Below are 22,979 nucleotides of genomic sequence, written 5' to 3' on the forward strand. Positions count from 1 at the left end.
ATCAGATCAACCGCGCGGCGAATGCGGCTGGCTGGCCCAGGGCCACGGCTTGGGCTGCTTCACCGGCTGACCGGTCTGTTCGTCCAGGATCAGCTTGCGGTGTTCCGGGAAGGGCTGGAAGAAGTCGAACATGTGCTCCAGCGAACCGGACACGGCATCGAACGAACCGCCGCCAAGACGCTCGCCACGCAGCCAGTTGTCTTCGATGAAGCGAGTCACCGAGGTCTGGTCCGTCAGCGTGTGGTCCACGTGATTGCTGCGCGCCCACGGCGAGATCACCAGCAGCGGTAGGCGGGGACCAAAGCCGCAGCGGCCCTGCACGGGCTGGCCGTTGCTGTTGACGCCCGGCAGCGTACCGCGGGCATTGCAGATGCCGGTGCCATCCAGCGCATCGGATGACGTGCTCGAGGCATTCACACGCGGCGCAGCCTGGTGGTCGTACCAGCCGTCGGAGTCGTCATAGGCGATCACCACCGCGGTGTCGCGCCATTCCGGACTCTTCTGCAGGAAGTTGATCACGTGCACGATGAACTGCTGTTCGTCCAGCGGATCGGAATAACCAGCGTGGCCGTCCTGATAGCCGGGCGCCTTGAGGAAGCTCACCGCCGGGAAGTTGCCCGCTTCCACGGCCGCGTAGAAGTCGTTCGTATCGTACTGGTGGTTCGCCGCATCGCCTTGGTGGCCGATCATAGCGACCGAGGTCGGGCGCACGTGGGTCGGGTTGGCGGTGGACGGGTAGTACTGGAACGGCTGGTGATGCGGGATGTAATCCGCCTTGTTGGTTTGCGTCACGGTCGACACCGTGCTGCGCTTGCAGCCGGTGGTGCCGTTGGTGTTCACCGTCGCGAGGTCGAAACCGCCCTCGAAGAAGCCCCACGTTACGCCGGCGCTATTCAGCAGGTCGCCGACGTTCTTGCCGCCGAGTTGCACTTGACTGCCGCTGGGCGAGGAGCACACGTCGCCGATCGGGTCGGCGTCGCTGACCAGGGTCTGGCCGCCCTGGCCGTCGTTCACCAGCGCTGAGCTGCCATTGAGCGACTGCGTCACGCCGTTGGTCTGGCCGGAAACGAGGTTGATCGCGCCCGGCGTGGACGGACCGAACGTGCTGCCGTAGCTGTTGTCGTTCAGTGCGAACCACTGCGCGTAGTTCCACATGGCGGTGACGGTGTTGCCGTCGTAGTAGCCCATCACCTGCCCGTTGCCTTCCTCGTCGGCAGACGCGCCCGGCAGGGCTTCACCCGAACCGGTGTACTTCGGGAACAGATCCATCGCGCCGCCATTGAATGCCTGCTGTTCCGGGCCGTAATCGTGATCCTGGTCGGCCGTGGCGGCTTGCGCGCGCGACAAGCGGAACGGATTGATCGCACCGGTTCCGTTTGCGCTGTTGTTCTTGTTGGGGTTGTTGGTCAGCAACGCATTGCTCAAGCCATTGACCTTCGGCGTGAACGGACGCGCGTAGAAGGACGGCTCGCCCTGACCGTTCGCCGCGTTCGGGTACGTAGCGAAGTAATGATCGAAGGAGACGTTCTCCTGGAAGATCACGACCAGATGCTTGATCGGCGTGGACGTATGGACGTCCCCACCGTGATGCCAGCTCGCATCGGCCAGCGTCTCGGCGTGAACAGGAATCTGGGCAAGGGATACGGCGGAAAGACTGAGAACGCACGCGGCAATGCAGACTGCGAGATTGTTTCGCATGAAGAGCTCCCTACGGTCGCGGTGGTGCGCTTCCCCTCAAGCGCTGATGCCGCGGACGATAGGCGTGCAAGGTGACAGGCGAATAACAAAAATCATCGCATTTTCCTGCGATTTTCGCGATGAGACGCTTACCGCAAAAGCGCCGCAGGCGCTGGCGCGAGCAACACATTGAGCAAGCCCGCCAACACCATGGCGAGGCAGGCGACACTGCCCTCTCCTAAGCCGATGTCGCAAGCCTTCGCTGTGCCTGCGCGACGAACCGATGGTCGCCCTGCTCCCGCTGATGCATCCACGCGCCAGTGCTAAGCGGTTCCGGCTGAAATGACTGCACGACTCGCCGATGATCCTGCTCGAAGAAGGCTTTGCGCTGAACCGGCTGATCCGTGAGGCTTGTGCCCGCCGAGCCGTAGTCCCCAAGGAAACCGTGCGCTACGCGCAGGTGGATTTCGTCCTGGCCCTGGATGCCGGCGGCGCCTCTCTGCTCCCGCAACGGGTGGTGGACGAGCGCTCCCTGGCTGGCCTTGCCGCGCGGCCACTGGCCGGTAACGACCCGCGCTGATGGTGCTGGCCTGACGGCAGGGCATCGCCCCATCCCCCGCTGCCCGCGCCTGGCTCGCCCGGGTTGCAGGCAAGCCCCCTGACCTTTGACACTGTCTGGACCATGACTTGCGGCCTAGCCTGAAAAGTCATTCACGCGATGCCGGGTAACGTCAGGGACCTCAGGCGTCGCTACCACCCCTGGCTGCCCCGCAGCCAACGAATCCACAGAGGGAGTTCCATGACCAAACCGTATATGAAGCCCATCGCGCTCGCCGTGAGCCTCGCCCTGTCGCTTAGCGCCTGCGGCAAGCATGAGGACGCCGAGAAGGCCCCCGCCGCCAGCAGCACCGCGCCTGCGCCCGCCAGCACCGCTGCCACCGCAGCCGCTGCGCCCAAGAGCGTGTTCGACATCAGCGAACTGGATAGCAACATCCAGGCGTGCCAGGACTTCAACGGTTTCGTCAACAGCAAGTGGGTCGCAGCCAACCCGATCCCGAACGATCGCACCCGTTGGGGCGCTTTCGACAAGCTGGCCGAGGACAGCCTCAACACCCAGCACGACATCGTCGATGCCGCCTCCAAGGACCCCGCCAACGCCAAGGCCGGTTCGATCGAACAGAAAATCGGCTACCTGTACGCCTCGGGCATGGACGAGGCCGCCATCGAGAAGGCTGGCTTCGACCCGATCAAGCCCAAGCTTGACGCCATCGCTGCGCTGAAGTCGGGCAAGGATGTCGCCAGCTACATCACGCAGAACTTCACCACGGGTGACATGCAGGTGTTCCAGTTCGGCTCCGGCGCCGACTTCAAGGACGCCAAGATGCAGATCGGCTTCACCCAGCAGGCCGGTCTGGGCCTGCCGACCAAGGATTACTACAGCGACGCGAAGTACAAGGACATCCGCGACGCGTACGTGGCCCACATCGTCAAGACGCTCGAGCTGACCGGCGTGTCCGAAGCCGATGCGAAGAAGCAGGCCGACCAGGTGCTCTCGTTCGAAACCGAGCTGGCCAAGGCCTCGCTGGCGCCGGTGGAACTGCGCGCCCCGGAAAACCAGTATCACTTCGTCACCATCAAGGAAGCCGACAAGGTCACCCCGCACTTCAGCTGGGAAGATTTCTTCAAGGCGCAGGGCGTGACCGTCGACAAGGGCTTCTCGCTGTCACAGCCGAAGTTCTTCGCCGCGTTTGACAAGCTGCTCACCAGCGCACCGGCGGACCAGTGGCAGGCTTACCTGCGCTTCCACACCATCGACGACGCCTCGCCGTTGCTCAGCAAGACCTTCCAGGACAACCGCTTCGACTTCTACGGCAAGACCCTCGCCGGCCAGCCGGAGCAGAAGCCGCGCTGGAAGCGCGTGCTCAGCGGCGTGAACGAGTCGATGGGTGAAGCACTGGGCCAGCTGTACGTGGCCAAGGTGTTCACGCCGGAAGCCAAGGAACGTGCGCAGGTGCTGGTGGACAACGTGCGCAACGCGCTGAAGGCACGCATCCAGAACCTCGACTGGATGAGCGACGCCACCAAGGAAAAGGCCATCGCCAAGTGGAGCACCTTCCTGCCCAAAATCGGCTACCCGGACAAGTGGCGTGACTGGTCGGGCCTGGACGTCAAGTCGGGCGACTACTACGGCAACGTGATGGCCGCCGCCAAGTTCAACTACCAGTACGACCTGAACAAGATCGGCAAGCCGACCGACCGTAAGGAGTGGGGCATGACCCCGCAGACGGTCAACGCGTACTACAACCCGACCGACAACACGATCAACTTCCCGGCCGCGATCCTGCAGCCGCCGTTCTTCTATGCCAACGGTGACGACGCGATCAACTACGGCGGTATCGGCGCCGTGATCGGCCACGAAGCCAGCCACGGCTTCGACGACGAAGGCAGCCAGTTCGACGGCGAAGGCAACAACGTCAACTGGTGGACGAAGGAAGATCGCGAGAAGTTCGACCAGCGCACCGATCGCCTGGTGGCGCAGTTCAACGACTACGCGCCGATCAAGGACAAGCCGGATGCGCACGTCAACGGCAAGCTGACCCTGGGCGAGAACATCGCCGACCTGGGCGGCCTGAACGTGGCGTACGACGCCCTGCAGGATGCACTGAAGAAGAACCCGCAGGAAGCCGGCGAGAAGATCGACGGTTACTCCGAAGACCAGCGCTTCTTCCTGAGCTGGGCTCGCGTGTGGCGCGGTAGCGTGCGTGAAAAGCAGGCCCTGCTGTACCTCAACACCGACCCGCATGCACCGGCCTCGCTGCGTGCGATTGGCGCCCCGTCCAACATGGAAGCCTTCGCCACGGCGTACCAGTGCAAGCCGGGCGACACCATGGTGCGTTCGGGCGACAAGCAGGTGAAGATCTGGTAACACGTCGCTGACGTTTAGACGTCCGTAACGACAAAGGGCGCTGCATCATGCAGCGCCCTTTTCTTTTGCGAGAGAGTGACTACTTGCCTCGTGCGCGGCGCGCTTCGTACGCCTTCAGATGCGCATACGCGGTGCGCAACATCGGTAGCTCGGCTGCCATCGCTTTCGACCGCGTCAGCAGATCGCCAACCACGTGGTCCGCTTCGATCAGGCCACCCTGCTCCAGATCTCGCATCATCGAGGCACTCAACGCAGAGCCTTTCTCGGTCAGCACGCCGCGCGCACGCGCCAGCACTGTCTCGCTCGGCGCATGCCCGTTGTGTTCGGCCACGCTGCGGCAATCCTCCAGCAGTTGGAGCGTGGCTTGCTCGCCACCGGACGCAGCCATGATGTCACCTACCGGTGCGCGCATCAGACAGGTGATACCGGCCAGCGAGGCCAGAAACACCCATTTGTCCCACATGTCCTGCAGGATGGTGGTGCTCAGGCGCGGCTCGAACTTCGCTTTCGACATGGACGCGAGAATCCCTTCCACGCGCTCCGAACGCGAACCGTCACGCTCGCCGAAGGTGACGCTGTGCGACTGGTTGAGATGGCGCACCGTGCCCTGCGCATCCAGGGTGGCGGCAATAACGCACTGACCACCCAGCACTCGCTCCTTGCCGAACCGGGCATCCAGCAGATCGAGATGACGCATGCCGTTGAGCACGGGGAGGATGACTGTGCTGGACCCCACTGCCGGCGCCATGTCTTCGATCACCTGTGGAAGGTGGTAAGCCTTACAGCTCAGCAGAATCAGGTCATAGGTTTCGCGCAGATCGCCAGCTTGCACGGTGGAGGGAGCTGGCAACGTGACGTCGCCCAGACTGCTGCGAATCATCAGGCCATGCTCGGCCAGTTGCGCGGCGCGCTTCTCGCGTACGAGAAAAGTCACGTCCCCCCCGCTTTCCAACAGGCCTCCACCGAAATAGCCGCCTGTGGCGCCCGCACCGATCACCAGAATGCGCATGGTTCAACTCTCCTTGATCACAAGCGAGAGAGCGTACGCCAAGCAGATACCTGTGCCCTATCGACCAAAGATGGAAAGCCAATAAGAGCAAGAACTTGCGATTAATTGCAACTCATTCTCATTGGCAATAACATTAAAAAAAGATCTTGCTGGCGGGTTTTCACAGGTAACGGATCACCCGATCAGGCAACGCCCTACCAAACCCCTTTTCCAGTCATTGCAGCGATCGACGCCAGCCGCCGCTACTCGTCGAATCGCCCGGTGTTGCTTCGGCTGACCGGACTTCCACCATTACGACGAGCACTTCATGGCCTACATCTCCAGCCGCAAGCACCCTGTTACCCGCCATGCGTTGAGCGCGGCTACTGCCACCCTGATGACCGGCATGGCCCTCACGCAACCGGCGCTGGCGGCCGATGCACCTGCCGACACCACCACGACCACCACAAACGCAAAGAATCTGGATGGCGTGCAGGTGCAGGCATCCACCACGAGCGACTACAAGGTCGACAACCTGTCTTCGCCCAAGTACACGCAGCCCATCCTCGACACCACGCAGACCATCAGCGTGATCAGCAAGGATCTGTTCCTGCAGCAGGGCGCCACCACGCTGACCGAAGCGCTGCGTAACAGCCCGGGCGTGGGCACGTTCTACGTCGGTGAGAACGGCACCACCTCGACGGGTGACTCAATCTACATGCGTGGCTTCGATACCTCGGGCAGCATCTTTGTCGATGGCGCGCGCGATCTCGGTACCATTTCGCGCGACGTGTTCAATACTGAGTCGGTGGAAGTGATCAAGGGCCCGGCCAGCACCGATAACGGCCGCACCGCACCGACCGGCGCGATCAACATGGTGAGCAAGCAGCCGGAACTGGCTAATAGCGTCAGCGCATCGTTGTCGTATGGCAGCGCCGACCAACGCCGTGTCACTGCAGACTGGAACCAGGCCGTTTCCAACACATCCGCGTTCCGCCTCAACGTGATGGGACAGGACAGCGGCGTACCGGGTCGCGACCAAGTGGAGAACAACCGCTGGGGCGTCGCGCCGAGCTTTGCGTTCGGCCTGGGCACCGCCACGCGCGTGTACGTCGACTACATGCACGTCAGGCAGAACAACGTGCCCGACGGCGGCGTGCCCACCATCGGCCTGCCCGGCTACAGCAGCCCTGATCCGAAGCGCCCCTTCCTCGGCAATGCGCCGGAAGTGGATTCGTCGAATTTCTACGGCACCACGGCGGACCACGATCACGTCACCGCCGATATGTTCACCACGCGTATCGAGCACGACTTCAACGACCAGCTCGCGTTCCACAACACGTTCCGTTGGGGGCGCACTGCTGAGGACTACCTGCTCACCTCGTTCATGGGCACCGCAGCGAACCTGCTCACGCCGAACCCGACCGATCCGTCGACCTGGACCATCGCGCGCAGCAACCCGACCTTCAAGCATCAGGCCAATCGCATCATCACCGATCAGGCCAACCTCACTGCCACCTTCGAGACGGGCGCGATCACCCACAACCTCAGCACCGGCATCGAATTGACGCAGGAGAAGGCCACCACCGTCGGCCTCGCCGCGCTCAACGGCACCACTTGGCCCGCGGCCAACCTGTACGACCCCAACTGGGATGTCAGCGGACTCAACTACGGTCAGACCGGCGCGTACAGCAACGCCAAGACCAATACCGCATCGGCGTACGTGTTCGACACGCTGAAGTTCGCCGAGCACTGGCAGGTCAATGCCGGCGTGCGCATGGATCACTACGACACCGACTACTCCAGCATGGTGCAGTGTGGAGCGAAGAATGGACCGGTGTGCGGCACGTTGCCGACTGGTAGCGTCGTGCAGGGTCTGGATACGAAAGCGGGAGACAACCTCTGGAACTGGAAGCTCGGTGTGCTCTACAAGCCGATGCCGAACGGTTCTTTCTACCTCAACTACGCCGTGTCGGCCGAGCCGCCGGGCGGTAACACGCTCACGCTGTCGGGCTCCGCCAACAGCCAGGACAACCCCAACCTACAGCCTGAGCGCGCCCGTACCTACGAAGTAGGCACCAAGTGGGAACTGCTCGATGAGAAGCTCCTGCTCACCGGCGCGCTGTACCAGACGACAGTAAGCAACGATCTCGTGCAGGATCCGGTAACCCTGCTCTACTACCAGATCGGCCAGAAGCGTGTGCAGGGTGTGGAATTGAGCGCCGTCGGCAAGCTCACCGAAAACTGGGGGGTAAGCGCAGGCTTCACCACCATGAATGCCAGCGTGCTCTCGGGCACGGCCGTGGCCGAGGATGGCTCCTCCGATCTCGCCTATACGCCGAAAAAGGCTTTCACCAGTTGGACCAGTTACCTGCTGCCGTTTGGCCTGACCATCGGCGGCGGCGCGCGCTACAACGGCGACATGCAACGTGGCACCGACAGCGCCATCGGCACGCCCGCGTACACGAAAGCGTACTGGGTGGTCGACGCCATGGCGTCCTATCCCATCAGCAAGAACTTCGATCTGCGCCTCAACGTGTACAACCTGTTCGACAAGGACTATGTCGCAGCGATCAACAAGAGCGGCTACCGTTACACGCCAGGCACGCCGCGCTCGGCCATGATCACGGCGAATATTCGCTTCTGACGCGACACAGGGCACCGTTCCGCTAGCCCGCGGGACGGTGCCAAGGCCAAGGCTCCCACACCATGCTGCTGCACCTTCCCAATGTTCTCGACCAGACACAGATCCGCACCATGCGGCAGGCGCTGGATGAGGCCATGTGGACGGACGGGCGTGAGACCGTAGGCCATCAGGGCGCCAAGGTGAAGCGTAACCAGCAATTGCCCGACGCTTCGCCGCTACGCGAAGAACTGGGCCGCGTCGTGCTCGACGCGCTGTCGCGACAGCCGCTCTATCACGCCGCCACCTTGCCGCTGCGCACGCTGACGCCGCGCTTCAACCGCTATGAAGGCGGTGGCCAGTACGGCTTTCACGTGGATGGCGCGGTGATGTCCCTGCCCGGCGGCGAACAACTGCGCAGTGACGTCTCCTGCACGCTATTCCTTGCCGAACCCGAGGAATACGACGGCGGTGAACTGATCATCAGTGACACCTACGGCGAGCACGAGGTGAAGCTGCCCGCTGGCGATGCCATCCTCTACCCTTCCAGCAGCCTGCATCGCGTGGCGCCGGTGACGCGTGGCGCACGCGTCGCTGCGTTCTTCTGGATACAGAGCCTGATCCGCGACGACGGCAAGCGGCGCCTGCTATTCGAGCTCGACACCTCGATCCAACGCCTTGTCGCCACCGGCGCCGACAACGACGCCGTACTGCAGCTTACCGGCACCTACCACAACCTGCTGCGGCAATGGGCGGAGAGCTGAGCATCAACCGCCCCAGCACTGCGCTAGCGTGCCAGTGCCGGAATTGGTGCGCGTGCCGATCTGGTTCAACGTCAACGTGCCGCATTGCGTGTCACGTGTGAGCTGCGCGTTGATCGATGTCGCGGTGAGCGTGTACGCAGTGGGGGTCGCAGTGGATGCCGACACGCTGTACTGGTAGTTGCTGCCGGTTTGCGAGTTCGCCGCGCAGTCCAGAACCAGCGGCGACGGCGAGCCGATGGCCGGATTCGCCACTGGCGTGCTTTCGGTGTCCTGGGCGTAGCTCAGGTTGGTGACGTAGTAGCGCTCCATGTAGTTCGCATACTCGGACAGGCAGCCCTCGGCCGCCGAGCGGTTCGTCTTGGCCACGTACTTCGTATAAGAGGGAATCGCGATCGCCGCGAGAATGGCGATGATCGCCACCACGATCATCAGCTCAATCAGAGTGAAGCCGAACGAAGCGATGCGATGCAATTTGGAGGGGCGCTGGATGCTCATATTCAATTCCTGATCTCGCGCCACGAAACGCGAGCCGGGTTGTTGTCGTTCGGCGGGGTCACGCGTTGCACGAACGCGCCGCCCGTGACGGTCTGCGACACCAGGTAAACCTGGCCGTTGTAGGTCACGGCGGTAGGCGTACCCACGGCGTTGGCCTGCACACCGCTGGCGGCGTTGTTGACACTCGAGAAGAAGTTCTGCCCATAGGCGCCGCCGCTGGTCGCATCGAAAGCCATCGTCCAGCCGGTCTGAGTGTTCGCCAAGCACTGGGTGGTGGACGTAGCAGGCGGAATGGCTGTATTCACCACTACCGCGCCATTGATGATGCTGGGGCTGTAGATGATCTGCTCGTTGGTGCTCGGCAGGTTGTACATCCAGCCGTAGAGCGTGTTGCTCGTAGAAGGTGAACAGGTACTGCTACCGGCCCAGCAAATAGTAGTGCCGGCGGACAAGGTGCGATACCCGATGATCGAGCCCTGACCGGTCACCGTCGTGTTTGTGGAAGTGACCACCTGCAGGTTGCTGGTCGAAATGACCGGGCTGCCCGTTTGCACCGCGAATTGCGTGCCGGACAGAGTGTTCCAGTTCGACATGTTCCAATCCCAGATGCCATAGAACGTCTGTTGCTGGCTGGCAGCGCTGGAGCCGCTGGCCGTGGGCGCGTACGTTGCGGCCGAGCTACCGGTTTGCGGCGTCTGCTGGCCGGTGCCGAAATACAACATGTTGCGGCTCACCCCATTGGTCTGAATGGTTGCAGTGACGATGCCCGTGGCGATCGGCTGCGGAATGGTGGTGGTCGTACTGCCAGTGGTCGTCGTGGTCGTTGCCGTGAACAAAGGGGAGCAGGTAGTGGTGACTACAGCCCCACTCTGGATATTTTTACTGTTGCTGCAAGTCGATGTCGTGCTGCCGGGGAAGTTGGAGACACTCCAACTGGCTGCGGTGCTGCCAGTCACGTCAAAGCGCCACACGTTGCCCTGCAGGTCGCCGGCATAGAGGTAATCCATGATGCCATCATCATCCAGGTCCACCGGCGTGACATAGGCAATGCCGTTTTGGACGGTGTTCGAGCCTACGCCGGTATCCAGGAACAGGAATGTCACCGTACCTTTGCTTGAGTCCACCAAGCCAATGTAGACGCCAGCGCTCATGCCGCTGTTCAAGCCGTTGCCGAAGATGATCGCCCAACTGCCATTGTGCATGCGCACCACGCCAGGCGTACCCATCGTGTTACCGAGATGGGGCAGAGTGGCAGCGGTCCAGTCGCCCATCACCAGCGAGCCCGCCTTGGCGGTGGTGAAGTTGGACGGATTGGTGACGTCCAGCGCATAGATCTCCTGGCCGTTGGTGCCCACGCCACCTACAAGCCAGGTGTGCCAAAGGTTGTTATAAAACAGGTCGCCCACGCCCGGCGTGGCGTCCACCATGTACTGGTGCGAGCCAAGCGGGTTGGTGAGCTGGGCCGCCTGATTGAGCAGCACGTTGTACGGCATGTAGCCGACCACTTCCTTGCCATCGTTGCTGCCGACACCGGTGCCGGTGGGGTCGCTGAAGGCGCCGCTGGCAGTGAAGCTGCCGGCCTCGAAACCATGCAGGTAGCCGTCGTTGCTGCCTACGTACACCACGTTGAGGCGGGACGCGTTGTTGCTAGCGAACGTGCCGTAGGTTTGTGCACCGGTCTTGTTTTCCGGTGTCGTAGCCGTGCTGCCGTACAGGCCGTCAGTGAAGGCATCGTTGTACTGGCCCGTCACCGGCGCACCCACCCAGGTGGGGCTGGAGTCCACGATGTCACCCAGCACATAGGTGCGCGGGTTCAGGTTGCCCGTGGCCGTGGTGTTGGTGCAGTCGGTGTAGTACTCCCCCGGGCCGCTGGTGGATTGCGTGGTGCTGAACAACTGCTCGTTGCAGCGCTGACCAAGCAGCCAGCCCAGCAGGTTCTGGCCGGTCATGGTGATGGTGCTAGTGCTGTCGGTGGTGCCTCCCGCGGCAAACGCCGTTTGCACGGCCGAGGGATAACTGGTCAACGCCTGCTGCATCGAGAAGCCCACGCCAGACCCGCTAGTGGTCACGTCGTTGCCCGTCGCGGTTACCAGTACACGGTTTTCGGGCGTCACGAATCCGTTGGTTGTGGTGACCGACGTGGTCGGGGTGCCGCTGCTGTTGGTACCCATGCTGTCGCAGAGACCACTGGTGAGCGTGCACTTGCCGTCCCAGGTCGCCGTGCTGGCTGCCGCGAGGCTGCCGCTGGTCACCACCAGCGGAATGGCCTTCATGCTGCCCCACCAAGGGCTGGCGGAATAGCTCGCCAGATAGATCTGCGTGCCCGTCTTGTACTGGCCGGACTGGATGGTGTTGGCTGCCGCGCTGCTGGTGGAGGTCAGTGGCGAAGCCTTAAAACAAGTGATCTCGTGCACATTGTTGTCGCCGCCGGTACCTGCAGAGAAGCCAAAGCGCAGCGAAGTAGGCAAGGCGCCATTGCTCTTGGTGATGTCGGTATTGCTCATCACCTGATTCATGGCACCGCCGTTGTAACTGTAGGAAAGACTAAGCAAACCCGCGGCTGAAATCTTCAACTGATAAGTAATCGGCCAAGCCATCGGGTTCGCGGTTCCAGATGACGACGTCGTGGCGTTGCGCGTAACACCCGCCGCCTCGTTCGCAATCAGGTTCGCAGTTGGCAACACCGCGTAACCACCGGGAATGGCGGTGTAATTGCCGGCAGGAAGCGCGGTGTATGTGTAATTGCCTGAGCTGCCCGCCGAAACGTATTGCCCGGATCGGCAAGCTGCATAGATCTTGCTCGAATTGGGCGACGTCCCCGAATAGTAGGTTGAATTCAGCGACTTCAGCGCCGACCAAGTCGTATTGCCCGAGCCACGCAAGCCAATGCGCTCGGGCTGGTATTGCGAACTTCCCGACCCACCCCACTTGTTGGTGCCGTTGCTTTTTGACCCTTCGCTATTGAAGGTGTCGTTGGAGTTGTAAATGCCACCACTGCTGTTGTCGCCGTATACCCAGTAATACGTCGTGCCACCGACTTTTTGGGTGAAATTCGGGACAATGGCGTTGCTCGGGGCACTACCATCCGAATTTGCAGCAACCCAATTGCCGCTGTTGAGGAAGTTGCCGAATTCATCGATGCCCAGACCAAGATAACCGTACGCAATACCCTGGTAAGTGCCGGCATTGGCGTTGGAGCAACCGTAACCCATGGCGCCACCATTGCCGCCCGTTGTGGTTGGGCTGCTCTGGGTGCCGTCAGTGAGGATAAACGTGATGCCGTCCGCGCCGTTCTTGGCCGTACCACCGCTATCACCGCCGAAGGTATAGGTGGTGAAGGTGATATTGACGCCCTGGCTCAATGGAAACGGAGTGAACCCCGACAGGATGGCGCCGGTTTGGTAGCCCAAGGGTGGCGTGAGCAGCAAGGCGCCCTGGCCAGCCGTCGTTTCATTCGCAGGAATCGAATAGCTGGTCGTGGTGCCTCCGCTCGTGTAGCTGAGACTGCTGGGACACTGTTGAATGGATCCAGTGCCACTACCTGCCGTGAGGCAGGCATTTTGTGCGGTCGAGCTGCCGCTCGTCCCCAGCGTCGTCCATTGCAGGCTGGCCGATGCGCCCGTGAAGTCTTCACTGCACGTGCCACCCGCCTGCCCGCAGGTGGAGTTCGTGGTTGCGGGAGCGGGGCTGGCGGATGCGTTGCCGCTGACCGACATGACGGCCAACGAAAGCAGGGCCAGGCTGATGGATTTGTTCACGGATTTGCCCCTTTCCAGACTTTCCGGCGCGCGATGCGCGTGGATTCGTTCGTGCTATGCCCAGGCGGTTCCCGCCACGGCAGATGGTTTGCGTCGATCAGTTGCGGAACATCGATTGCAGCACCACGTAGGCGCGGCCATTAGTGGCGGTGGGGTCGCCGCTGCGCGCTGTGATGCGGTAGAAATCCGCCGTCGGCTTGGTCGACGAGCCGCCGTACGAGGTGTGGCTGGTCTGCTTCACCGGGGGCACGGGCAACGGGAAATTGCCCATGTACTGCACGATGTACTGCGGCTGGCTGGCTATGTTGCTGCCGGCGGTGTAATTGGAATTGTTCGTCAGGTTCGTGATTTTGCTGGCCGGCACATTGGTGTCGTTGAACGGGTTGGACTGGCAGTTGTTGGCGGCAGCCGTGCTGCAGTCGTAAAACCCGGCGGGCGCCGCCGTCGTGGTGGCCTGGATGGCCAGCGCGGCCTGGCGCATGGCCGCCTCGGTGGACTGAAAGGCGACCTGGCGGTCGTAGAAATTGCCCGACATCTTCTGCTGCATCAGCGTGCCGCTGACGGCGGCAAGGCCGACGAGTGTGACCACCACCAGCAGGATCAAGGCCACGGCCAACGCCACGCCACGCTGGCGGGAGTTCGGCTGGAATCGGTTGGACGGAACACGCATGGGGAGTCGTCGGCTCATCTCAATTCACCCGGTTGCGCACGGTGGAAGTAACGGTGTAGTTGCGATAAATCGGCGCGCCAGCAGCCGTGCTGCCCACGCCCGCATTCGTGCTGACACCCGCATTCGCCGTACTGGTCTGCTGAACTGTCAAGCTCACCTGCACCGCCGCCACCGCAGACCAGTCGGTGACGCTGGCAGCCGACACGAAACTGGCCTGGTTGAGCATGTTGTAAGAGATGCTCATGGCGGTGACGCCGCGCACCATCTCCTGATTCGTGACAGTGCCGGTGGTGGTGTCCACGCTGGCCAAGTACAGCGACTTGCCGCTGACGGGGTTGTTGCCGATGTACCAGACGCCCGCTGCGAGCGTCGCAACGGGCGAGTTGGCTGCGTAGGTGGCGGCCAAGCCGCCCACCGTGTTGTAGGGGCGCAGATTGGTGGAGACATTGAGCGTGGTGCTACCCGACGCCAGCGCGTAACCGATGACAGGCGTGGTGCCCGCCGTGTAGCTGCTGGCACGGAAGATGGCGGCTTCCCACGGGTCGCACACCATCATGACCTTGTTGACGGCCAGGTCGCTGCTGCTGCCATTGAGCGTGAACGTGGTGCTCGAAGCGGTTTGGGTGTTGACGCTCAGGCCGCCATCCGCCGCGCTCAGGATCATCAGCGAATCGGTGTTGGACACCTGATTGCCGACAGCGGAGCCGGTGGTGAGTGCCGGATTGGCCGTCGCGCTGCCCGCGCCGTAGCCCATCAGGGTGTTGTGATCCCAGTCGGCCCACCAGGCGGTACCGCCGTTCTTGGGGCTCTGCGGCAGCACGTTCGCCACCTGGCCGTTGTTACCGCATCCAAGCAGACCGGCTTCGCGGATGTTCTGCGCCAGCATCTCGAACGACATGCGCGTGCCGTCCTGCACGTCGCCCAACGCGGCATTGGTGCGATAGACCTGCTGGTTGGCGAGGAACACGCTGATGACGCCGCCGATGACGATCAGGCCCAGCACCATGGCCACCATCAGTTCGATCAGGGTGAAGCCGGATGCGGCTTTCGCGGTGCAGCGGCTCATAGCATGGCCTGCGTGGTGACGGTCTGCGTGCCGGTGGTGTCAGTCGCCGTGGACTTGGACTTGCTGTCGTCGTAGCTCACGGTGATCGTGCAGGAGCCCAGGGAGCTGACGCAGTTGATATTGCCGGTGGTACTGGCGGATGCGCCGAGACCGGCAGCCAGTTGGTTGCACCATTGGGTGAGCTGCGTATTGGCCAACGAGCCGGTGGCGGTGGGGCAGGCATTGGCTGTGATCGGGGTGCTGGTGTTGTAGGCGCCACTCTGCGCGTTGACCAGATCCGCGCGCATGGCATCGAGGATCGAATAAGTGTCCATGGTCGCCACGCTGCGCGTCATCGAACTGTTGTTCATCGACAGCGAGCGCACCTGCAGCGCGGCAATGCCGACAAAACCGATGGACAGGACGAGTACGGCCACCAATACCTCGATCAGGCCCACGCCGGATTGGCGAGCCACCACCGGGCGCCAACCCACGCGCCGACCAGTGCAGGGAATTTGCATACGCCGCGTCATGGGCAGGTCACCGTGCTGGGCGCCGATGAAGTGATGATGCTGCCGGCGGCCATGTTGATCTGGAGGTCGTTGTTACTGCTGAGTGCTGACGAACAAAGCTCCACGACCGTACTGCCGTTCGCACCGGTACCAAACGGAGCGGTCATCGGTCCCGGGGCGTAACCAAGGCCGCTCCCGTTGAAGCGGATCGCCGCGATAGTTCCTTTTACGTGCACCGAAGAAATCGACAGCGCCACAGGCGGTGCCTGCACCGTGCTAGTGGATGCGACCGTGAGCGCCAGAACTGCTCCGGCATTCGTACCGCAGGCCGTGCCCAGCACGTCGGTGGTGCCAGTGGCATTGGTAGCGGCCACATTGCTGCAGAACTGGACGGAGCCGTTGCGCTTGATCGCCTCCATCCGTGCGGTGTTCAGCGCGCCGATCATGGTGTTGGTCGCCGTTGTGAGCCGGTTGCTGTTGATCATGTTGCTGAAGTTCGGTACGGCAATCACTAACAGCACCGCCGCCACGGCCAGCGTGATCGTCAGCTCGACCAAGGTGAACCCTTGTTCACGGCGCATGGGCACATGCCGCCCGCGGGGCACACGCCATCGACTGGCAAAGCTGCCAACTAGCACCTGATTCACCGTTACCCCCTGACTAAAGAGCCGCCAGCGCTCCACCCGCTGACGTGACGAGACCGACTTGAGCTATGCCGGTCCTCTTGGGGCGAACTCTACCTAGCCGTTTCCACCCCACCAGTCAGCAGCCGACTACTGGAAGGATTTACCCGACAAGCGGTCAGCTCTCACCCTCCGTAAGTGACGGCCATCACTGACATTGGGCCCGTCTCCCAGGGTTTCGCTAGGCATCCACAACCACAGAGCGGATAATTGGCGCCCCTTGTAACCTCCGGTCCCACTTACCGATGTTTGTTCCTGGTCAACGTTGGATATCCACCGCCGAGCCCGAGCTTGGCCTTGGCACCGTGCTTCGCGTCGAGGGACGCGGCGTGCAAGTGCTGTTCGCCAAGGCCGGCGTGCTGCGCCCCTACGCGATCGACTCGGCGCCGCTGGTGCGTGCGGAGTTCCGCCCCGGACAACGCGTGGCTGGCAAGGGCATCGCCTTTCTGGTCGAGCGGGTGGAAGTTCGCGAGGAGCTGCTGGTGTACCGCGGCGAAGGCCGTGAACTGGAGGAAGGCCAGCTCGACGACGAGCAGAGCGTGAGCCAGGCCGACGACCGCCTGATTGGCGGCCGCACCGACCCCGTTTCCCACTTTGAATTGCGTCTGGAAGGCCTGAAGCGCCGTGCCGAGGCGCGCCGGTCGCCCGCATGGGGCCTTGGCGCCGCGCGCATCGGTCTGGTGCCACACCAGCTGCGCGTGGCCGGCATCGCCGCCTCGCGCCGCCCTCCCCGCGTGCTGCTTGCGGACGAAGTGGGTCTGGGCAAGACCATCGAAGCGGGCATGATCATCGCCCGCCAACTCGCCACCGGCCGCGCTGGCCGGGTGCTACTGCTCCTGCCCGACACATTGGTCTACCAGTGGTTTGTGGAGCTGCTGCGGCGCTTCAACCTCAGCTTTGCGATCTACGACGAGGAGCGCTGCGAGGCGCTGGAGCAGAGCGACGGCGCCAACCCGTTTGAAGACGAACAGTTGGTCATCGCCGACTTCACCTTCCTGGAGCAGTCACCCAAGCGTGCGCAGCAGTTGCTCGATGCTCGCTGGGACCTGCTAGTGGTGGATGAAGCCCATCACCTCGCCTGGACACCCGAGGCCGCCAGCCCGCGATATACGCTGGTAGACCAGCTTGCCGCCGCTACGCCGGGCGTGATCCTGCTCACCGCCACGCCAGAACAGCTGGGTCGCAGCGGCCACTTTGCACGCCTACGCCTGCTGGATCCGCAGCGCTACCACGACCTGGACGCCTACCTGTCCGAGTCGGACACCTTCCATAACCTGTCGAAGATTGCCGACCGCCTGCTGGAAAGTCAGCCGCTCGACGACGCGCAACGAGCCACGCTGCGCGACGCCTTCGCTGGCGACGAGACGCTGCTTGCTCGCCTCGCCGACACGGCCAAACCGGAAAACGCCCACGAAATCCTGGCCGCACTGATTGACCGCCACGGCACCGGCCGCGCCATGTTCCGCAACCGACGCGCCAGCATCGGCGGCTTCCCCAAGCGCATTCCGGTGTGGCACCTGATCGACAAGGACACGCTGAGCGACAACGGCCGCCAGGCCTTGCTGGCGGAGTTCCACGCAGACATGCAGCAGCCGGCACCGGCCATTGAAATCGACTACGGCAACGATCCGCGCATCGACACGCTAGTCGCTCTGCTCGAAGCCCATCCGCAGGACAAATTCCTGCTGATCTGTCGCAGCCAAGCCAAGGTGCTCGCACTGGAGGAGGCCCTGCGCACCAAGAGTGGCGTGGGTCTGGCCCGCTTCCACGAGGGCTTGGGCATCGTGCAGCGCGACCGCAATGCGGCGTATTTCGCGCAGCCCGATGGCGCGCGTCTGCTGCTGTGCTCGGAGATTGGCTCGGAAGGTCGCAACTTCCAGTTCGCACACCGCTTGGTGTTGTGGGACTTGCCGCTCGACCCCGACTTGCTGGAACAGCGCATCGGCCGCCTCGATCGCATCGGCCAGAAACACGACATCAGCATCCACGTGCTGGCTATCGCGGACAGCGCGCAACACGTACTGGCGCGGTGGTACGACGAGGGCATCGATGCATTCCGCGTCAGCCCGGCGGACGGCCGCGAATTGCTGCGCCGCTTCGGCGAGCCGCTGGCGCGCCTTGCCGACGAACACGCACGTGGCGATGACAACCGCGACCAGGAACTGGACGTACTGCTGGCCGAAACGCGTGGCGCCCATGAAGAAATGGCCGCACTGATCCGCGATGGCCGCGACCACCTGCTGGAACTCGCCGCCAGCCGCGACTTGCATGCCGATGAACTGCAGCAGGCGTTTACCCGCGAAGACAATGACCCGAGCCGCGACGCCTTCATCCAGAGTCTGCTGGAGCGCTTCGGCATCCACGCCGAGGAGCTGGGTGGCAAGGTGCTCCTGCTCGATCCGCAATACCTCTCCACCGATGCCCTGCCCGGCTTCTCGGAGGGCCCGCAGGCCGTCACGTTCGCGCGTGACGTGGCACTGGCCCGCGAAGAGTTGCCGCTGCTGCGGCTGGATCACCCGATGGTGATGGGTGCACTGGATCTCACGTTGTCCAACGAACAGGGCAACGCAGCCTTCCTCGTCGATGACGTGCTGCCGCCCCGCAGCGCCTTGCTGCAGGCCGTGTTCCTGATCGAATGCGTGGCCGACCGCAAGCTGGATGCCGAACGCTTCCTGCCGCCGCAGCCCATCGTGGTGACCATCGACACACGCCTGGCCGAGCGCGCGGATTTCCGTCCGAGTGACATTGGCTTGCGCAAGGCCGCTGATCGCACCATTGAAGTGGCGCGCTATCGCAAGTTCCTCGGCAAGCTGGTACCGCCGATGCTTGAGAAGGCAGAAGCCATCGCCAGCGAACGCGCCAAGGTGCACGTCGACGAGGCGGTGGCGCAGGCCACCGACACGCTCGATGCAGAGCTGTCCCGCCTGCTGGCGTTGCGCGCAGTGAACCCCGCGATCAGCGAAGCGGAGATCTCCACTGTTGCCGACGAACGTACCGCCATGCTGAAGGCGCTGCCAGGGGCACGCCTGCGACTGGACGCCGTGCGCTTTGTGGTGAGTCCGGACTTTCTGGCCCTGCGATAAGGCAATAAGGGCCGCTAACGAAACGTAGCGGCCCTAAGCACAACGTTTTCCATGGAACAGGAAACAGTCATGCCGGACACCGGAACGGAAACACTGCGCTGCGACTGTGGCGCCATCGTGATGACGATACAGGGCGACCCCGTCGCCCGCGCCATCTGCCACTGCCACGCCTGTCGCGATCTCTACGGCTCGACGCTCTTGACCGCCACCGCGTGGCAGCCGGAGCGGGTCACGCATGATGGCGATCCCGAAGCGCTACTCGACTATCCGCATCCGCTGCGCGCCATGCATCGTTACAGCTGCCGCCACTGTGGCGAACTGGTCCATGGGCAGAACCGGCTAGGCATGATCGTCATACCCAACGCGCGCTTTGCCCGCCATCACGCAGGCCAGCTACCCGAGCGGCTGGCGCCGACCATGCATCTGTTCTACGCGTCGCGCGCATTCGATATCGTCGACGCGCTTCCGAAGTACCTGGAAGGCTGGGACGGCCCGCTTTACGCGTAATGCCCGCCGCGTTGCATGCGTGACGCGTTATGCCGCGTCGCCCAATGCAAAGTCCACAGCGGCCTTGGCGTGCAGCGCTGCGGTATCGAACAAGGGCAAAGGGCTGTCTTCCTGCCGCAGCAGCAAGCCGATTTCCGTGCAGCCTAGGATCACGCCCTGCGCGCCTTCGGTATGCGCCTTCGCCACGATGCCTTGATAGATCTCGCGCGACGCGTCGTTGATCACGCCCGCACACAGCTCGTCGTAGATGATGCGATGCACCTGCCCCCGATCGTGCTCGTTGGGCAACAGGCAGTGCACGCCATGCTTTTCCTGCAAGCGCGACCGATAGAAATCTTCGTTCATGGTGAACGCGGTACCCAGCAGCAGTACGTTGCCCATGCCCTGCCGCCGAATAGCTTCACCGGTCGGATCAGCAATGTGAATGAACGGCAGGCGGGTAGTGGCCGTTATCGCATCGGCGACCTTGTGCATGGTATTCGTCGCCAGAACGATGCACTCGGCGCCACCTGCCTCCAGCCTTTGCGCCGATGCGGCGAGCGCCTGGCCTGCGGCATCCCAGTCACCGTCGCGCTGCCAGCGGGCGATCTCACTGAAGTCCAGGCTATCGAGCAGCAAGCGCGCCGAATGCAGTGGCCCACAGCGATCCCTTACGGCGCGGTTGATCCACTGATAGTAGAGCGCGCTGGATTCCCAACTCATGCCGCCGATGACACCGATCGTGCGCATGCAAACTCCCTTGGCCGCGGACCGACCTGACTTATGGGAGTCTACCTACTCGTCAGGCAGCTTCGGCGACCGTCTTCTCGACGCGCAGCATGCGATCACGCACGCCACAGAGGTAGTACGTGATGCTGAGCAGTGCGATCCACGCCGCACCGACATAGAGCGCCACGCGCGTATCCGGGTTCACGCCCAGCATCACCACCACGAAGGCAAAGAACGCCAGACAGACGATGCCACTGAACGGCCACCAGCGCAGGCGGAAGCCGGACGGCTCCTCACCGTTCAAGCGCATCTGACGGCGAAAGCTGTAGTGCGCCAGCAACACCATCGTCCATGTCCACACGGTATTGAACGAGAGGATGGACATCATCATGCCAAACACCTTGGCCGGCACAAGGTAGTTCAGCAGCACGGCCAGCAACAGCACCGCCAGCGTGGCGAGAATGGCGCGCACCGGCACGCCCTGCCCGTTCACACCGCCCAACCCCGCGGGCGCCTGCCCCTTGCAGGCCAGGCTATAGAGCATGCGGCTTCCGCTGAAGGTGGTGCTATTGAAACCCGACAGCGCCGCCGTGATCACCACGAAGTTGATCAAGCCCGCAGCCTGCGGAATGCCTAGCTTGGCGAACGTGGTGACGAACGGGCTGCCATGCTCGCCCAGGCCTGTCCACGGATAGATCGCCATGATCACGAACAACGCGCCGACGTAGAAGATCAGGATGCGCCACAGCACCGAGTTCACCGCGCGGGGGATGGTGCGCTCCGGCTGGGCGGCTTCGCCCGCCGCGATGCCGACGGTTTCCACGCCGCCGAACGAGAACACCACCACGGGCAGCGCCATCACCATGCCCAGCACGCCATGCGGAAACCATCCGCCATGCGACCACAGGTTCGACAGACCCGTCGGCTGGCCGCCATTGCCCCAACCCAGAAAGATGATGGCCAAGCCACAGGCGATCATCGCCAGTACCGTGACCACCTTGATCAGGGTGAACCAGAATTCCATCTCGCCGTAGATCTTCACGGTGAGCAGGTTCAAGCCGCCGATCATCACCACGCTGGCGAGCACCCAAATCCAACGCGGCCAGTCGGGGAACCACGCCTGCATGTAGGCACCCACGGCCGTGGCCTCGGCCATGCCCACACCCACCATCAGCAGCCAGTAGTTCCAGCCGGTGACGTAGCCGGCGAAGGACCCCAGGTAACGCTGCGCATACACGGCAAAGGAACCGGGCACCGGGTCGCGTACGGTCATCTCGCCCAGCGCGCGCATGATGATGAAAATCATCACGCCGCCAACCATGTAGGCGAACAACACGGACGGACCGGCCAGCTTGATCGCATCGGCGGAGCCCAGGAACAGGCCCGCGCCGATGGCCATGCCAAGCGCCATGAAGGTGATATGGCGCGGCGTCAGGCGGCGCTGGAGGTGCTGAGTCATGGGAACAGCCGAAGAACGGAAAGAATCAACGCCTGAGCTGGCGCTGCGGCTTGATGGGGAGCTTGCCCCGCCAGTATTGGATGAGTACAAAGCCGCCCAACATGCCACCCAAGTGGGCGAAGTGCGCGATGCCCGCTGCCGTGCCGGTCACGCCCATGTAGAGCTCGGCCAGCGCATAGAGGGTGACGAACAGCCAGGCCGAGATCGGGATGGGCAGGAAGATCAGCATCATCTTGTCGTGCGGGAACAACATGCCAAACGCCAGCAGGATGCCGAAGATGGCACCCGACGCGCCCAGTGTCGGGTAGAACCCACCGGTGAACCAGTTCACCACCACCAGTTGCGCCAGCGCGGCGACGATCAGGCAGACGAAGTAATAGATGACGAAATTGCGCGTGCCGAACACACGCTCGATCTGGCCGCCGAACATATAGAGCGCCAACATGTTCGAAAACAGGTGCAGCACGCTGCCATGCATGAAGGCGTAGGTCACCAGCTGCCAGGGCCGGAACCCGACGGACACCAGACCCTGGGCGCCCTGCGCCACCTGGTCGGGCCCCCACGGCCACAGCGCGAAATAGGTCAACAGAGTTTCGCCCATGAACTGCTGCAGCAGGAACACCGCTACGTTGGCGATCAACAGGTTACGGGTGACGGTAGGCAGGTCGAACGGCATATCGGGCGCTATTCCGCGAAGCGAATCTCCCCAAGCCTAGCTGGACCGGCTCGGCGCCGCCACGCTTGCTTGCGGCTGACAATCGGCTCGACGCCGGCAAGGTGCGACAATACGCCGCATACCTCCCTCGACAACGGGCGGGCCGCACAACCGTAAGGGATTTCGCCCCGATCGTAAGGTTTACCCGGTGCGAAACCCCATCCGCCCTCTCCGATTGTGTTGACATCGTGAAAACTTGATGGACAAATGGACGTCCAGACGGCCAACCCAACCGGCCTTCGAGTTCTTCCAGGGATACATTGCATCGTGAACATCCGGAGTTTCTGCATGGCCATCGACACCGCACACCGCCTCGCGGCGATGTGTTGCGGCTGTTGACCGCGACCTAGCAGATACTCCGCGCGG

18 protein-coding genes are annotated in these 22,979 nt (G+C 62.9%); 6 read left to right on the forward strand and 12 right to left on the reverse strand.

What is annotated here, in order from left to right:
• Positions 1–6: 6 nt before the first annotated feature.
• Both DyAD56_RS09725 and DyAD56_RS24500 read right to left on the reverse strand, forming a co-directional pair.
• Positions 7–1,698: an alkaline phosphatase family protein gene (locus tag DyAD56_RS09725; RefSeq protein ID WP_102302547.1), complete on the reverse strand. Its 1,692-nt coding sequence runs from the start codon at positions 1,696–1,698 to the stop codon at positions 7–9.
• A 128-nt stretch (positions 1,699–1,826) separates the two neighbouring features.
• Entirely contained in the window at positions 1,827–1,991 is a 165-nt protein-coding gene (locus DyAD56_RS24500; protein ID WP_343125297.1) for an LrgB family protein, read from the reverse strand.
• 47 nt (positions 1,992–2,038) lie between these two features.
• Between DyAD56_RS24500 and DyAD56_RS09735 the strand changes: the two genes are divergently transcribed.
• Both DyAD56_RS09735 and DyAD56_RS09740 read left to right on the forward strand, forming a co-directional pair.
• Positions 2,039–2,257 carry a hypothetical protein gene (locus DyAD56_RS09735; protein WP_102302548.1) on the forward strand — a complete coding sequence of 73 codons (219 nt, stop codon included), beginning with the start codon at positions 2,039–2,041 and terminating at the stop codon, positions 2,255–2,257.
• A 219-nt stretch (positions 2,258–2,476) separates the two neighbouring features.
• Positions 2,477–4,603 (forward strand): M13-type metalloendopeptidase, encoded by a 2,127-nt coding sequence (locus DyAD56_RS09740; RefSeq protein WP_102302549.1) that lies wholly within the window; start codon positions 2,477–2,479, stop codon positions 4,601–4,603.
• A 79-nt stretch (positions 4,604–4,682) separates the two neighbouring features.
• Here DyAD56_RS09740 and panE read toward each other — a convergent pair whose 3' ends face one another.
• Positions 4,683–5,612, reverse strand: a complete 930-nt coding sequence (panE, locus tag DyAD56_RS09745; protein WP_102302550.1) for a 2-dehydropantoate 2-reductase — start codon at positions 5,610–5,612, stop codon at positions 4,683–4,685.
• Between the two features lie 307 nt (positions 5,613–5,919).
• Between panE and DyAD56_RS09750 the strand changes: the two genes are divergently transcribed.
• Together DyAD56_RS09750 and DyAD56_RS09755 are read left to right on the forward strand one after the other, a co-directional pair.
• Positions 5,920–8,238, forward strand: coding sequence for a catecholate siderophore receptor Fiu (locus DyAD56_RS09750; RefSeq protein ID WP_102302551.1), 2,319 nt, complete (start codon positions 5,920–5,922; stop codon positions 8,236–8,238).
• 62 nt (positions 8,239–8,300) lie between these two features.
• Positions 8,301–8,978: a Fe2+-dependent dioxygenase gene (locus tag DyAD56_RS09755; protein WP_102302552.1), complete on the forward strand. Its 678-nt coding sequence runs from the start codon at positions 8,301–8,303 to the stop codon at positions 8,976–8,978.
• Between the two features lie 3 nt (positions 8,979–8,981).
• Here the strand turns inward: DyAD56_RS09755 and DyAD56_RS09760 are convergent, their stop codons facing one another.
• The 6 genes from DyAD56_RS09760 to DyAD56_RS09785 form a co-directional block, all read right to left on the reverse strand.
• Positions 8,982–9,473: a type IV pilin protein gene (locus tag DyAD56_RS09760; RefSeq protein ID WP_102302553.1), complete on the reverse strand. Its 492-nt coding sequence runs from the start codon at positions 9,471–9,473 to the stop codon at positions 8,982–8,984.
• Between the two features lie 2 nt (positions 9,474–9,475).
• Positions 9,476–13,231, reverse strand: coding sequence for a PilC/PilY family type IV pilus protein (locus tag DyAD56_RS09765; protein WP_102302554.1), 3,756 nt, complete (start codon positions 13,229–13,231; stop codon positions 9,476–9,478).
• A 97-nt stretch (positions 13,232–13,328) separates the two neighbouring features.
• The gene (locus tag DyAD56_RS09770; RefSeq protein WP_233202359.1) at positions 13,329–13,919 is read right to left on the reverse strand and encodes a PilX N-terminal domain-containing pilus assembly protein; all 591 of its coding nucleotides are present in this window, start codon (positions 13,917–13,919) and stop codon (positions 13,329–13,331) included.
• 1 nt (position 13,920) lies between these two features.
• On the reverse strand, positions 13,921–14,967 hold the full coding sequence (locus DyAD56_RS09775) for a PilW family protein (RefSeq protein ID WP_102302555.1): 1,047 nt from the start codon (positions 14,965–14,967) through the stop codon (positions 13,921–13,923).
• The gene (pilV, locus tag DyAD56_RS09780) at positions 14,964–15,479 is read right to left on the reverse strand and encodes a type IV pilus modification protein PilV (RefSeq protein WP_233202360.1); all 516 of its coding nucleotides are present in this window, start codon (positions 15,477–15,479) and stop codon (positions 14,964–14,966) included. The genes DyAD56_RS09775 and pilV overlap by 4 nt, the downstream gene beginning before the upstream one ends.
• Positions 15,476–16,039, reverse strand: coding sequence for a GspH/FimT family pseudopilin (locus DyAD56_RS09785; protein WP_102302557.1), 564 nt, complete (start codon positions 16,037–16,039; stop codon positions 15,476–15,478). Before DyAD56_RS09785 ends, pilV begins: the two co-directional genes overlap by 4 nt.
• A 347-nt stretch (positions 16,040–16,386) precedes the next feature.
• On the opposite strand from DyAD56_RS09785, the gene rapA reads away from it, so the two are divergent.
• Positions 16,387–19,224: an RNA polymerase-associated protein RapA gene (gene rapA, locus DyAD56_RS09790; protein ID WP_102302558.1), complete on the forward strand. Its 2,838-nt coding sequence runs from the start codon at positions 16,387–16,389 to the stop codon at positions 19,222–19,224.
• A 69-nt stretch (positions 19,225–19,293) separates the two neighbouring features.
• Positions 19,294–19,731: a GFA family protein gene (locus DyAD56_RS09795; RefSeq protein ID WP_233202361.1), complete on the forward strand. Its 438-nt coding sequence runs from the start codon at positions 19,294–19,296 to the stop codon at positions 19,729–19,731.
• 27 nt (positions 19,732–19,758) lie between these two features.
• Here DyAD56_RS09795 and DyAD56_RS09800 read toward each other — a convergent pair whose 3' ends face one another.
• From DyAD56_RS09800 to DyAD56_RS09810, 3 genes are read right to left on the reverse strand one after another with little or no spacing between them, the layout of a single operon-like run.
• Positions 19,759–20,460 (reverse strand): aspartate/glutamate racemase family protein, encoded by a 702-nt coding sequence (locus DyAD56_RS09800; RefSeq protein ID WP_102302560.1) that lies wholly within the window; start codon positions 20,458–20,460, stop codon positions 19,759–19,761.
• 52 nt (positions 20,461–20,512) lie between these two features.
• Positions 20,513–21,898, reverse strand: a complete 1,386-nt coding sequence (locus DyAD56_RS09805; RefSeq protein WP_102302561.1) for an amino acid permease — start codon at positions 21,896–21,898, stop codon at positions 20,513–20,515.
• Between the two features lie 25 nt (positions 21,899–21,923).
• Positions 21,924–22,574, reverse strand: a complete 651-nt coding sequence (locus DyAD56_RS09810; RefSeq protein WP_102302562.1) for a rhomboid family intramembrane serine protease — start codon at positions 22,572–22,574, stop codon at positions 21,924–21,926.
• Between the last annotated feature and the right edge of the window lie 405 nt (positions 22,575–22,979).

It is taken from the genome of Dyella sp. AD56 (assembly GCF_002878475.1).
GTDB lineage: Bacteria > Pseudomonadota > Gammaproteobacteria > Xanthomonadales > Rhodanobacteraceae > Dyella.

Coding starts and splice junctions, on each gene's coding strand:
- DyAD56_RS09725 (WP_102302547.1), bottom strand. CDS start 1,698: ATGCGAAACAATCTCGCAGTCTGCATTGCCGCGTGCGTTCTCAGTCTT.
- DyAD56_RS09735 (WP_102302548.1), top strand. CDS start 2,039: ATGATCCTGCTCGAAGAAGGCTTTGCGCTGAACCGGCTGATCCGTGAG.
- DyAD56_RS09740 (WP_102302549.1), top strand. CDS start 2,477: ATGACCAAACCGTATATGAAGCCCATCGCGCTCGCCGTGAGCCTCGCC.
- panE (WP_102302550.1), bottom strand. CDS start 5,612: ATGCGCATTCTGGTGATCGGTGCGGGCGCCACAGGCGGCTATTTCGGT.
- DyAD56_RS09750 (WP_102302551.1), top strand. CDS start 5,920: ATGGCCTACATCTCCAGCCGCAAGCACCCTGTTACCCGCCATGCGTTG.
- DyAD56_RS09755 (WP_102302552.1), top strand. CDS start 8,301: ATGCTGCTGCACCTTCCCAATGTTCTCGACCAGACACAGATCCGCACC.
- DyAD56_RS09760 (WP_102302553.1), bottom strand. CDS start 9,473: ATGAGCATCCAGCGCCCCTCCAAATTGCATCGCATCGCTTCGTTCGGC.
- DyAD56_RS09770 (WP_233202359.1), bottom strand. CDS start 13,919: ATGAGCCGACGACTCCCCATGCGTGTTCCGTCCAACCGATTCCAGCCG.
- DyAD56_RS09775 (WP_102302555.1), bottom strand. CDS start 14,967: ATGAGCCGCTGCACCGCGAAAGCCGCATCCGGCTTCACCCTGATCGAA.
- pilV (WP_233202360.1), bottom strand. CDS start 15,479: ATGACGCGGCGTATGCAAATTCCCTGCACTGGTCGGCGCGTGGGTTGG.
- DyAD56_RS09785 (WP_102302557.1), bottom strand. CDS start 16,039: ATGCGCCGTGAACAAGGGTTCACCTTGGTCGAGCTGACGATCACGCTG.
- rapA (WP_102302558.1), top strand. CDS start 16,387: ATGTTTGTTCCTGGTCAACGTTGGATATCCACCGCCGAGCCCGAGCTT.
- DyAD56_RS09795 (WP_233202361.1), top strand. CDS start 19,294: ATGCCGGACACCGGAACGGAAACACTGCGCTGCGACTGTGGCGCCATC.
- DyAD56_RS09800 (WP_102302560.1), bottom strand. CDS start 20,460: ATGCGCACGATCGGTGTCATCGGCGGCATGAGTTGGGAATCCAGCGCG.
- DyAD56_RS09805 (WP_102302561.1), bottom strand. CDS start 21,898: ATGACTCAGCACCTCCAGCGCCGCCTGACGCCGCGCCATATCACCTTC.
- DyAD56_RS09810 (WP_102302562.1), bottom strand. CDS start 22,574: ATGCCGTTCGACCTGCCTACCGTCACCCGTAACCTGTTGATCGCCAAC.